Raw genomic sequence first — 11719 nt, forward strand, 5'->3', positions numbered from 1 at the left:
CGTCTACCGCTTTAGCGGTAGACGGTGCCTGACCTGACCCCAAAAGTTAAGCGATTCAAAAAGGGCGTGACCTTGAGTCGAGAGTATCCAAAGCCGCCGGGTGGAGGGCGAAGGGCCGCGGCGATATTGGTTCCGGCGCTTTTACTGGCGGGTGTCGCCGCTCTTTGCGCGGTTTTGCTCACAGGCGTCGTGAAGTTCGGCGCGCCGTCGCTCTCCGGTGTATCCTTTTCGTCGCGCGTCGATGGCGCGCTTAAGCCGCTCGACTCAAAGACGCGTTTCACAACCGATATCCCGAGCCTTTACTGTTGCGCGCGCCTCCGCGCGTTCGCCGGCACGCGACTGGAGGCTCGCTGGTTCAAAGACGACAAGCAGGTCGGCGACTTCAAGGGAACGTTTGGCGCAATGGCTGGTTCTTCCGGCGCGAAATTCCTTACTTCCAGCGGGCGCGTGGCTTTCTGTCTGGAGCGCCCGGAGGCTGGTTGGGCGGCCGGCTCATACACCGTCAGGTTGCTGATTGACGGGAAGCTGGAAACAAAAGCGAAGTTCGTACTCGCGAAGGCCTCATCGGTTGCGACGCTCACGCGTTACACTGATCCCGGCGCGGCATTTTCGATCATGGTTCCTGAAAGCTGGGCCGCTGCGGATAAGGCGACACTCACCGGCGCGCTCATCGGTTTCATAGCACCCTCCGGGCCGTACCCGCCACGGTTCGTGGTGACCGATACCGACTTCACGTCCGCCGAGATTGGATATCTCAACGAGATAGTTCGGCAGGCGGCCGGCGCCCGAGCTGAAGTGTTGTTCACTCCATACTCGATAGGGGACATGGTAGGCGCGCGCAGGACGTTTGAGTGGGAGTACGAGGCTGACGGGCAACAGTACAAGTTGCGGTCGATCCAGGTGGTCGCGCAGGCCGAAACGAACGTTTACAGCATCGACTGCCACTCGCTGGCAATGGATTTTCGGGTGAACGAACCGATCTTCAACGCCGTCATCAACAGCTTTGAATAGAACACCTACACCAACCTCAATTTCGCGGGTGGCGTGCCGTTTTTTGTGCGGGCGATCCATGCGGCCGGATCACCGATCTCGTCTAATGTCGGCATCCGTTGCGCGTTCTCCCAGACTTTGTTCATGAACTCCACTCCCTCGGCTTCAACGACCGTGTCCACGAATTTCTGTCCGATTTTGTACTGCTCGAGTTTCAGATTGAGCCCGATGAGCCGCTGGAAGAGCTTCTCCGCTCTGCTTTTCGAATCTCGCCGCCGGTCGAACCGGCTCTTCATGTCGTCGTAGGATGGCAGCAGCGCCTGTCCGACCTGATCCATCACGTGGTTAGAGTAACCTTCGAGCACGGACATCACGGCCTGGAGCCGCGCCAGTATAGTGCGCTGTTCCGGCGTCATCACCATCGAGATGAGCCCACCCACCTTGAGCGCGTCACCTTCACCGACGGCGCCCCGTCGCATCTTGCGAAGGGAGTCCGGTCGCGCCATGCTCTTCCAGTCGATACCGCTGAGGTACTCCTGTGTCGATGACATCATGAACGGCCGCAACCAACCGTTGCAGTGGAACTCGAACGAGTGCGTCACCTCGTGCAGCGTGATCCACTGCCGGAACTCCGCGGGTTCGAGGCCGAGCTCCATTTCCACACGCCGTACGTTGGGCTCGACCACGTACAGCTTCCCGCCTTTATCCGGCTCCGGCAGCGACAGGTCGAACTGCCCGAGCACCTTCCGCGACAGGTATCCCATGATGATGCCGACTTGAACGCAGAGGACGGTCCGCGCGAGCTTCCGCGCGACGCGCCCCGACGACACGCCCTTCTCGAGCTCCATCTCCTCGAGCATCTTCACGTATCGCTCAGAGATACGGTCGAAGAGAAACCGGAACGACACGATGTTGGCGTCGATCCACTCCTGCTGGTTGAATACCTCGACGCGCTCGGGCAACCTTGATACCTTCAACTCCGTGTAGCCCGCGACCTGATCTTGCGAGTCGAGCAGCATCTTCTGGTAAGCCGCGACCATCGAGGGATGGATAGCCTCAGGCTTCTCTCGTTGCAGCTCGAGCGTCGCGACCGCTATCTCGCGCACGTGATCCCACGAGATAAGCCCATCCGCGGGTGACTTCATCGCGTTGCGCATCCCGCGCCCGAGCGGCGCGAAGTTGACCAGCTTGTGCGCGACCGTGTCTATCACTTTGAAGATCGCTTCGAGGAATGTTGTGGGTCGCGTCATAAGATTAGTGACCTACTTCTTTTTTTCCCACTTCTCCAGGTACGCGACCTGGCTCAATGTGCTTCCGCTCTGGATCTCACCGCGCAGACGGTTTTCTTTCTCGAGAACATCCATCGCGCGGTTCGCGAACTCGACCGCGCGTGCTTTGGGAATGATAACGACACCGTCGTCGTCACCCACCGCCCAGTCGCCCGGGTGGATGCGCACGCCCGCGATCTTTATCGGCGCGTTTATCTCGCCGAAGCCCTTTGGCTCGCCCGCGGTTGGCGTGATGAGCCGGGTCCAGACCCCGAAGCGCAACTCACGGATTTCAGGCGTATCGCGCACAGCGCCGTCGGCGACCACTCCCGCGATCTTGCGCCCGATAGCCGAGTGCGTGGCAAGTTCTCCCCACATAGCGGGACCCCGCCCGCCGGCGTCTATCACGATAACGTCACCTTCACCCGCCACGTCGATCGCCTCGACCGGCTTGGCCCAGTCGCCAGGGTAGGTGCGCACTGTCACCACAGGGCCGGCAATTTTTACGCCGTGCGTCACGGGACGGAGGCCCGCGAGATCGCCCGTTCTGTGCATCGCGTCGGATATGTTCGCGCATGAGACGCGCATGAGCGCTTCGCGGATGCCGGCGTCGTCCACGCGCTTGTAGAGGGTCGTTTCCCCGGCGACGCCGGTGAGCATCGCGTTCTTTATCTCGGCGGCGGCGGCTTTAGCGTCCGCGGACTTGATGATGGCACCACCGACGATGACGATCCGGGCGCCGTGCTCGATCGCGCGCGCCGCGGTCTCGGAGTTGACTCCGCCCGCGCAGGCCACAGGGATGTCCACGGCCCCGGCGACCTTCTCCAGAACCTCGAACGGGTCGCCGCCCACCATCTGGACGTCGATCGCCGTGTGCACCGCGATGTAGTTCGCGCCCGCAGCCTCGGCGGCCCTGGCGCGCTCCACAGGATCGGCAACCTCGATCATGTCCACCACGATCTCGGCGCCATAGTTGCGCGCCGCCTCCACGCACTCGGCGATGGTGGCGTCCGATGACGCTCCCAGCACGTCAATGATGTTCGCGCCCGCCTTCGCCGCAGTCTCGACCTCGGTGCGCCCAGCGTCGATGGTTTTCATGTCGGCGATTATCTTGTGATTGGGGAACGCCCGGCGCATCGCGCGCACAGCGTTGAGCCCCTCGCTCTTGATGAGAGGCGTGCCGATCTCGATCCAGTTCACGCCGCCCTCGATGGCCTCGCGGGCGACCTCGATCGCGCGCTCGAGATCGACGAAATCAAGCGCAACCTGCAGTACCGGTTTATTCATGTTTCTCCTAATCATATTACTCGCGCCGGGAGTGGAAATCCCGGTGATTTTCGACTGAGAAAGAGCGAAAATGAGTATAACACAAGGCAAGCTCGCGACGGCAGGCATGGCCTTGAGAGGCTGCCCTCAAGAGGAGTGGCGAAGGAATATAATGATGGTGTCGGTGGCTGTAAATGGGATTGCCAGTTTAGCGGGCAGGTGGCCATGTCTAAAGTACTGCTGATAAATCCTTCAAAAGAAGTCCCGCTTCTGGATTGGACGATGCGCTATCCTCCGTTAGGCCTTATGTCTATCGCGGCGGCTCTCGACGGGCATGAGGTTCAGATACTGGACATGAAAGTCGAGAAATTAAAAGAGAAAAAACTCAGAGCGAGACTGAGTTCAGTTGACATTGTCGGGATAACCGTCCTGACCCCTTCGATCGACTCCGCGCTGGAGCTTTGCCGGATCGCCAAAGAATGCGGCGCCCTCACGGTTCTTGGAGGCGCACATCCTTCGTTGATGCCTCAGGTCGTCCAGAATCCTGAGGTTGACATCGTCGTACGCGGTGAGGGCGAACTGACTTTCAAAGACATCGCGGATGGCAAACCTCTCGACTCCATGCCGGGGATAAGCTACATGGACGGAACCGGCGTCATCCACAATCCCGGCAGGCTCCCCGCGGATCTGAACGCGCTTCCTCGACCGAGAAGAGACCTGATATCTGAGAACCGGAAAAAATATCAGGCATTCGGCAAGCAGATGGACGCTGTAAGCACCGCCCGGGGCTGCCCTTTCCGGTGCAGTTTCTGCGCCGTGCCCATGATCTGGCAAGGCTACAGGGAACTTGCACCCCCGCAGGTTATCGACGAGATAAAACGAACCGGCCAGACCGAGATAGTCAGCATAGTGGATGACAACTTCTGCCATGACATGAGAAGGGTTGATGAGATATGCGACCTCATCATCTCCGAAGGACTGAACGACCGGTTGTACTCCGTTTTCTCCAGGGTGGATTCCATCGTTCGACATCCTGAGACGGTGAGAAAGATGGCAAGGGCCAACATGCGTGTGGTGTTCATCGGCATTGAGGCGGCTACTCAAGTCGCGCTGGACCGGATGAACAAGAAGACGAGAATCGAGGATATACACAGAGCCTGCGAGATTCTCGAAAAGAACGGGATGCTGATCTGGGCCGGGAACATAATCGGTAATCTGGACGATACGTACGAGGATGTGGAAGCTCTCATCGAGATGAACAAACAGTTGCCCATAGACATAGCCGATTTTACCGTCATAACCCCCTGGCCCGGAACTGACCTTTACCGGCTTGCGCTGGAGAACAATCTCATTGATGAGTTCGATTTCGCCGAGTACTGCGAATGCGAGCCCCAAATGCATACACCTCACCTCTCCAGGATCGAGATCATGGAACTGGAGATCAAGGCGTACATGAAGTTCTACGGTTTCTGGGCGATGCTGGGCCGGGTGCGAAGATGGTCCAGGAACGAGGAACAAAGGTGGCTCGTCGAGAGGAATTCAAAGGGGTTCAGGTCGTTTTGGAAGTTCAGAAACAAGTCTGCGTTCTATTTCTGGAGGAGTTATAAAAAAACGGTCGGAAAAACGGAAAAGACGAAGATTCGAAAATACAGCCCGCTGGTCTCGACCCCAAAGCTATACTCGATCGGCGCGGGCATCTTCGCCGCCGCCGCAACATTGCTACTGACAATCCTGGCAAGTCATTACCACAGTCAGTATTCGTCTCGCCCGCCGGCGTTTGTCACAACGGATCTGCTTTTCTCCAGCGTACTTGTGGCATCTACAACCGCGGTCGTCGCTACCTGGTTCGCGATAAGATCCTATCGCAGAGGATGGATTTTGTCCGTCCGCAAACGAAGACCGGCAAGGAAGAAATGGTCTGTTATTGAGAAATCGCTGCTGAATGGAATTGCTTATTCAACAGCGGCTCTCATCGTGACGGCGATATTGATATCAGTTGTCGCAGCCGGCTGGTCCTCTTCCCGGCTTACTTATGAGGTGAAGGAAATCCTTGTCACCGCCATCGCCTTCCTGACGGCGTTGCCGGTTTCCTTCTATGCGATACGCGCCGCCAGAAACGAAGAGATCACGAGAAATTAATTCAATTGATCCCTTCGGATCCCAGATTTTTCAGTAGTTGCGCAGGAGAGCAAATCGGAACTGCCGCGCCTATCCGCGCGCGCGACGCGGCTCAAAGGTGGCTGGCGCGATTTTTATACCGTGGTGAGCGCCGTCGCGGAAGGCGGGCCCGCGGTGCGGAACCGAATGCGGCGATTGGTCCGCCCCATGGTGTTTATGGAGCTGGCGGAGATGCTGAGCGCGGCGCGCGCGAGGACGTTCGTTGAGCAGCCTTGACGCGAAAGAGTATTAACATTACCATGTAATTATAATTGCATAGTAATGACATACTAAGGATAGTGCTTATGGATCTGATTACGTTCAACCCATGGTGGAGGGACGGCAGGGTGCCCGCCTCTCTCGTGGGAAAGAAACGGCGGTTGCTGACCGGGCTCTCGGAATATATGGATCTGCGGCAGATGTTGATCCTGTACGGACTGCGGCGAGTGGGCAAGACCACCACCATGTTCCAGTTGATTGACTGCCTCCTCGAGCGCAAAGAAGCCGATCCATATCACGTCCTTTACTTCTCTTTCGATGAGGAGAGGGCCGATATCAAGGAGATACTGGCGGCTTACGAGAGGGAGATCATCAGAGAAGACCTGCCTCGCGACAGGAAGACCTACCTGTTTCTCGACGAGGTGCAGAAGCTCGACAACTGGCCGGACAAGGTCAAAGTCATCCATGACATGTATCCGAGCGTGAAGCTTTGCCTCTCCGGCTCGGCTGCCATAAACATCTCAAAAGGAGTGAAAGAAAGTCTGGCGGGAAGGTTCTTCGAGACCAGGATCGATCCTCTTGATTTCGATGAATACCTGGAGTTCTCGGGCGATGACATCGACAAGAAAAAGGAGAAGGTTTTTGAGCTTCGGATACGGCGCGCTCTCGAGGGATTCATGGCGAACGGAGGCTTCATAGAGGCGCTGGAGCTCAGCGAGATTCAGAGGAACAAGTATTTCAAGGAGGGTCTGCTCGAGAGAGTCATCTATCGCGACCTGCCGGAGAGCTTTCGAATAAACTCCCCCGACCTTTTGCACAGATGCCTGCGCGTCTGCGCCGGGAGACCGGGCATGCTTCTCGACTACAAGAACCTGGGGCAGGATCTCGGCCACGACCAGCGGACCATCGCCGCATATTTCTCCTACCTCGAATACTCGCTGCTGGTGAACAAGCTCTATAACTACTCGCCCAATCTTCTAACGAGCGAGAAGAAGATGAAGAAGGTCTATCTGTCGAGCACGGCGTTCAGCAAGGCACTATCTCCCCGAGTCGGCCGCCCCGAGCTTATTGAGCAGTTCTTCGCAAACGTCCTGAAGGCCCGCTTTTTCTCGAGAACCCCCCAAAAAGACGAGGTGGATATGGTCATAGTGTGCGAGGGGGAATTGGTCCCGGTGGAGGTCAAGATCAGATCTGAAGTCAGGAAGCGGGACGCCGCGCCCCTGTTCAAGTTTCTTCACAGGCACAAGGCCGCCAGGGGATACATAATCTCGGACGGCGCCGAGACCTCGTTCTCAGACGGAGACAAGTCGGTTGAGGTGATTCCCTGCTGGATGTACTGGACGTTGATGGGCAAGCTTGGCGATCACTAAGTGCCCCTTTCCATAAATACGGTAACGTATCGAGAGCGTCGATGCGCCGTTCCTTAAAAGGCCGCGCGACCGAGTCGTACTCGGTGAGTACGGCGAGGCGCCCCGGCGTCCCACAAGATGATCTCCTCTTTGGCGGCCAGGCTTTTGAGCTTTGAAGTAAACCCTGATTTGGAGCACAGCAGGTAGAAGTTTTTGCCTCCTGGATTCACTCCCGAGGCATCCACTTTCTCTTTCAGCAAATGATAGACTCCTGCGCCCATCATGGAGTTTTGCCACTTGCACTCTCCCCAGAGGTACTCCCTCTTCTTTTCTCCGGCGCCACAAATATCTATCTCGCGGTTCTTGTCCCAGTACCGACCCAGTCTCGTGACAGTTATTGGCAAGTTGCCGCGTGCGCTCATCGCGAGCACGGCCTGTCTTACCACTTCTTCAGTGGGCCGACCCAGGAAGGCGCTCAGCCCCGCTTCGACCCGCTTCATCACGAGGCCTTGCTGCCCGGCATCTATCAAACCCGCATATGGGTGGACAAAGCGGAACCAGAAGCGAATGAAGTTGTCCGTGATCACGTATCGGCCTTTCTTTGACTTGACAGGGTTCTTTTCGGTGGCCGGCACTTCTCTTTTTATCAGTTGGATTCCCTCAATTTTCCTCAAATACACGCTGAGGTCTTCGGCCTTCTTTCCGACGGCGCTCGAAATCTCGGCCAACTTTCCCGCGCCACCGGCGATTGCTTCGAGAAGGCCGAAATACATGGCAACATCACCGAGCTCCTGTCCGACGATTGTGTTGCCCTCCCCGAAAAAAAGGCCCCTCGGGTTGACCACCTTTTGGGCTATGAAGTCTCTCAGGTTCCGGTGCCGGGCGGCCTCCGACAGGTACATAGGCATCCCGCCCATAACCGCGTACCCCTCTACCCTCCTCGTGAAGTCCCATTCTTTCAGGAACAGCGAAGCCTGCGTTAAGTCGAGCGGTTTTATCTTCAGCATGAGCGGCTGTCTCAGGTAGAGGGGCTCCCGTCCGCCGAGAAGCTGCTCCATTTGCCGGACGGCCGAGCCGCACAGAACCAGCATCATGTTGGACTTGCCCGCAAATCGCTCGAGCCTGGCGGAGATCTCGCCTGGAATCGATTTGTTCTGCCTCCAGACCTCGGGGAATTCGTCTATCACCACGACGACCTTGTCCGATCGTCCAACGTAACTCTCGAACATATAGCCGATAGCGTCCCGCCAGTTGTCATGGTGTATTGGCGTATCGTGCGCAACGAGCTTTTCCATTTCCTCAGAAAACTCGAGCGCCTGCTGGGTCTCGGCCTTCTTTATTGCCGTGTAGAAGACGTGAGGCTTGTCCTTTGCGAACTGAAGCAGAAGGCGAGTTTTGCCCACCCTCCTCCTTCCGTAAACTACGACGAGATGTGTGCCCGGGCGCTCATAAATTTCGTCCAGGGCGCGAAGGTCTTCTTCCCTGTCCAGAAAGACGTTTTTTCTCATCAGATTCCCCTTCCGCATTTATCAGAATTGATAATATTATAATATCCATTCTAATATATCGCAACGGTGGTGGCCTGATGCGGCCCGAGAGACTGCCCTCCCTCTTGAGCCGCGTCGCGCGCGCGATTCCATCCTGCGGAGCAAATGCGGTATCATAGAATTTGTTGACACTGTTGTCAGGAGAAACAAATGACCGACCCAAAACATCCAGTCAGAATAGGATTGCTCGGCTGTGGCACTATCGGCTCGGGCGTCTTCCATCTCGCGCGTAAAAACGCCGCGGAGCTCGCGGAGGCCGCGCGCAGGCCGCTCGAGATTGCGCGCATCCTGGTTAAAGACCTCGACGAGCCGCGCACCTTTCCGGCTGACCGCGCGCTGATGACGACTGACGCGGAGATTGCGCTCCACGACCCTGAAATCGACATCTTCATCGAGGTCATGGGTGGCGTAAAGCCCGCGCGCGAGTTTGTGCTTGACGCTCTCGGGCGCGGCAAGTCACTTGTGACCGCAAACAAGGAACTTATCGCGCTCCACGGGCGCGAGATCATGGAGGCGGCGGCGAAGACAAACGCGCATGTCCGTTTCGAGGCTGCGGTAGGCGGTGGCATTCCGCTCATCAGGCCGCTCGAGGAGTCCCTCGGCGGCGACAACATTATGAAGATCATGGGCATCGTAAACGGCACCACAAACTATATCCTCACCCGCATGAGCACTGATGGAAGCACATACGCACAGGCTCTTGCCGGGGCGCAGAAACTGGGTTACGCGGAAGCGAACCCGTCATCCGACATCGAAGGTGATGACGCCGCGAACAAGCTGGCGATCCTGTGTTCGATCGCGTTCCATGCCGGCGTCACCGCCGACCAGATATACCGCGAAGGAATATCCCGCATCCGGCCTGAGGATATTGACAACGCTCGCGAGCTTGGATACGCGATCAAGTTGCTGGCGATCGCCGAGCGCGGTGACGCGGGCATTTCCGCGCGCGTTCACCCGGCGATGATCCCGCTCGACCATCCGCTCGCCGGCATATCCGGGAACTTCAACGCCGTGTTCGTGATCGGGGAGTCAGTGGGCGAGTTGATGTTTTACGGGCAAGGCGCGGGCTCACTGCCGACCGCGACCGCGATCCTCGGTGACGTCGTCAACATCGCGCGCAACCTCGCCCGCCCGCCCGCCTCGACGCGCTCATACTGGTCGCGCGAGGCTGAGATCATGCCGATAGAGGACGTTTCTACGCGCTTCTACGTGGTGCTGAAGGTCGTTGACCGCCCGGGCGTTCTCGCGAAGATCGCGGGCGTTTTCGGCGAGTGTGACGTAAGCCTGGAAAATGTCGTTCAAAAAGGGATCGGCGACAGCGTCCAGATCGTGTTGATAACTCACAAAGTGCTCGAGCGTAACTTCCGTGCCGCGCGCCGGGGCCTCGAGAGCCTGGACGAGGTCGAGGAAATCCCAAGTGTGATCCGCGTCGAATAGGGGATTACGCAACAAAGGGGCCTGACCCCGGTGTTGCGTTTCCCTGCGTATCCCGTTGGTCGAACATACACTGATGAGATTGCCTGGCTGATATCGAGATCAGCGTTTTCCAGATATCCTCGACATGGAGCGGATTGAGAACGCGGACGCCACTAATACTGAAGGTCTGCTCGCCGTTATAAAGAACCGCGCCAGCCGCGACGCGCTTGATCCTCAACGCATGGAACTGTTCGAGTCCCTTGACGAAATCCGTGGAGAAGGTCGCTGCGGACTTGATCTCCACAGGCGTGATCACGCCTTTTTCCCGGATGAGCAGATCGACCTCGTTGCCGTGGGAATCCCGGAAGAAATAAATCTCCGGCCTGATTCCCCTGTTGAGCGCGGCCTTCATGATGTCTGCGATAACGAAATTCTCGTACAGGCTCCCTCGCAAGGGATCGCGGGAGGCCTGTTCCTCCGTGTGAATGCCGAGCAGAAAGGCGGCGAGCCCCACGTCGGTGAAGTATATTTTGGGCGACTTGATCACCCGCTTTTGGACGTTCTCGAAAAACGGAGGCAGTTCGAACACGACATACGAAGCCTTCAGCACCGAGAGCCAATTCCTAATCGTCGTGCCGGAAGCGCCCACATCGTTGCCGAGCGAGGCGAGGTTGACCACCTGTCCCACCCGGCCAGCCAACAAGGTGAGGAACTTCTGGAACTGCGACAGATCGCGCAACTGGATCAAGGCGCGGACATCCCTCTCGACGTAGGTCTGAAGGTAGCCGTTGAAAAACCGGCGCGGCGCCAACTTCTCCTCGTGAAGCCCGGGGAAAAACCCGCGACGGATCAAGTCGAAGGCGTCCAACGCCGAGTCGTAACGACGGAGTTCATGAAGCGAGAACGGCCACAGGGTCAGCATGGCCGTCCGACCCGCCAGCGACTGGCTGATCGCCTCGTGCAGTCGCGGTTGATGGCTTCCGGTCAGGATGAACCGCCCGCGTTTCCTGGTCTTGTCGACCATACCTTGAATGTAGGAGAGCAGCGCGGGAAGTCGTTGCGCCTCGTCCAGGATGCCGCCGCTTTCCATTCGGTCGAGGAATCCCCGCGGATCGGCTTCAGCCGCCATGCGCACATCCGGATCCTCGAGCGAAAAGTATGGCATGTCCGGAAACGTCATCCGGGCCAGGGTGGTCTTGCCCGACTGGCGGGATCCCAGGATGGTCACCACGGGATACTCCGCGGCGGACTGAACCAGTTCTTCCGTGATGTCTCGAATGATCATTGCCATAGGATAAGGCATGCGCGTGCAAAAGGCAAGTTAAAAGTCTGATTTGCACATTTAGACGGCGGGAGGATTAAGGTGGGGGGCGAGGTACCCCCCTGACAAGGGGGGCTAGGGGGGTTTTGCCCCAACCCTCTCCCACCCCACGCGCTTCGCCCGCGGTGACCCCGGGGCGAGGGGGCGCACATTGTGAACATAACTTGTTATAATCACAGCGAAAAG

At 57.8% G+C, this 11719-nt stretch carries 8 protein-coding genes; 4 read left to right on the plus strand and 4 right to left on the minus strand.

What is annotated here, in order from left to right:
* Positions 1 to 24: 24 nt before the first annotated feature.
* On the plus strand, positions 25 to 1011 hold the full coding sequence (locus CVT63_07200; GenBank protein PKQ27582.1) for a hypothetical protein: 987 nt from the start codon (positions 25 to 27) through the stop codon (positions 1009 to 1011).
* Between the two features lie 5 nt (positions 1012 to 1016).
* Here the strand turns inward: CVT63_07200 and CVT63_07205 are convergent, their stop codons facing one another.
* Together CVT63_07205 and CVT63_07210 are read right to left on the minus strand one after the other, a co-directional pair.
* Entirely contained in the window at positions 1017 to 2240 is a 1224-nt protein-coding gene (locus CVT63_07205; GenBank protein PKQ27583.1) for a hypothetical protein, read from the minus strand.
* A gap of 12 nt (positions 2241 to 2252) precedes the next feature.
* Positions 2253 to 3545, minus strand: coding sequence for a bifunctional hexulose-6-phosphate synthase/ribonuclease regulator (locus CVT63_07210; GenBank protein ID PKQ27584.1), 1293 nt, complete (start codon positions 3543 to 3545; stop codon positions 2253 to 2255).
* Between the two features lie 204 nt (positions 3546 to 3749).
* Between CVT63_07210 and CVT63_07215 the strand changes: the two genes are divergently transcribed.
* The gene (locus CVT63_07215; GenBank protein PKQ27585.1) at positions 3750 to 5663 is read left to right on the plus strand and encodes a hypothetical protein; all 1914 of its coding nucleotides are present in this window, start codon (positions 3750 to 3752) and stop codon (positions 5661 to 5663) included.
* A gap of 323 nt (positions 5664 to 5986) precedes the next feature.
* On the plus strand, positions 5987 to 7270 hold the full coding sequence (locus CVT63_07220) for a hypothetical protein (protein ID PKQ27586.1): 1284 nt from the start codon (positions 5987 to 5989) through the stop codon (positions 7268 to 7270).
* A gap of 53 nt (positions 7271 to 7323) precedes the next feature.
* Here CVT63_07220 and CVT63_07225 read toward each other — a convergent pair whose 3' ends face one another.
* Entirely contained in the window at positions 7324 to 8775 is a 1452-nt protein-coding gene (locus CVT63_07225; GenBank protein ID PKQ27587.1) for a hypothetical protein, read from the minus strand.
* Between the two features lie 171 nt (positions 8776 to 8946).
* Between CVT63_07225 and CVT63_07230 the strand changes: the two genes are divergently transcribed.
* On the plus strand, positions 8947 to 10233 hold the full coding sequence (locus tag CVT63_07230; GenBank protein ID PKQ27588.1) for a homoserine dehydrogenase: 1287 nt from the start codon (positions 8947 to 8949) through the stop codon (positions 10231 to 10233).
* Between the two features lie 4 nt (positions 10234 to 10237).
* Here the strand turns inward: CVT63_07230 and CVT63_07235 are convergent, their stop codons facing one another.
* Positions 10238 to 11497, minus strand: coding sequence for an AAA family ATPase (locus CVT63_07235; protein PKQ27589.1), 1260 nt, complete (start codon positions 11495 to 11497; stop codon positions 10238 to 10240).
* Between the last annotated feature and the right edge of the window lie 222 nt (positions 11498 to 11719).

It is taken from the genome of Candidatus Anoxymicrobium japonicum (assembly GCA_002843005.1).
In the GTDB taxonomy this organism is placed as follows: Bacteria; Actinomycetota; Geothermincolia; order Fen-727; family Anoxymicrobiaceae; genus Anoxymicrobium; species Anoxymicrobium japonicum.

Excerpts from the sequence above, each read along its gene's own strand:
- CVT63_07210 (PKQ27584.1), bottom strand. The coding sequence starts at position 3,545 with ATGAATAAACCGGTACTGCAGGTTGCGCTTGATTTCGTCGATCTCGAG.
- CVT63_07230 (PKQ27588.1), top strand. The coding sequence starts at position 8,947 with ATGACCGACCCAAAACATCCAGTCAGAATAGGATTGCTCGGCTGTGGC.
- CVT63_07220 (PKQ27586.1), top strand. The coding sequence starts at position 5,987 with ATGGATCTGATTACGTTCAACCCATGGTGGAGGGACGGCAGGGTGCCC.
- CVT63_07205 (PKQ27583.1), bottom strand. The coding sequence starts at position 2,240 with ATGACGCGACCCACAACATTCCTCGAAGCGATCTTCAAAGTGATAGAC.
- CVT63_07225 (PKQ27587.1), bottom strand. The coding sequence starts at position 8,775 with ATGCGGAAGGGGAATCTGATGAGAAAAAACGTCTTTCTGGACAGGGAA.
- CVT63_07235 (PKQ27589.1), bottom strand. The coding sequence starts at position 11,497 with ATGATCATTCGAGACATCACGGAAGAACTGGTTCAGTCCGCCGCGGAG.
- CVT63_07215 (PKQ27585.1), top strand. The coding sequence starts at position 3,750 with ATGTCTAAAGTACTGCTGATAAATCCTTCAAAAGAAGTCCCGCTTCTG.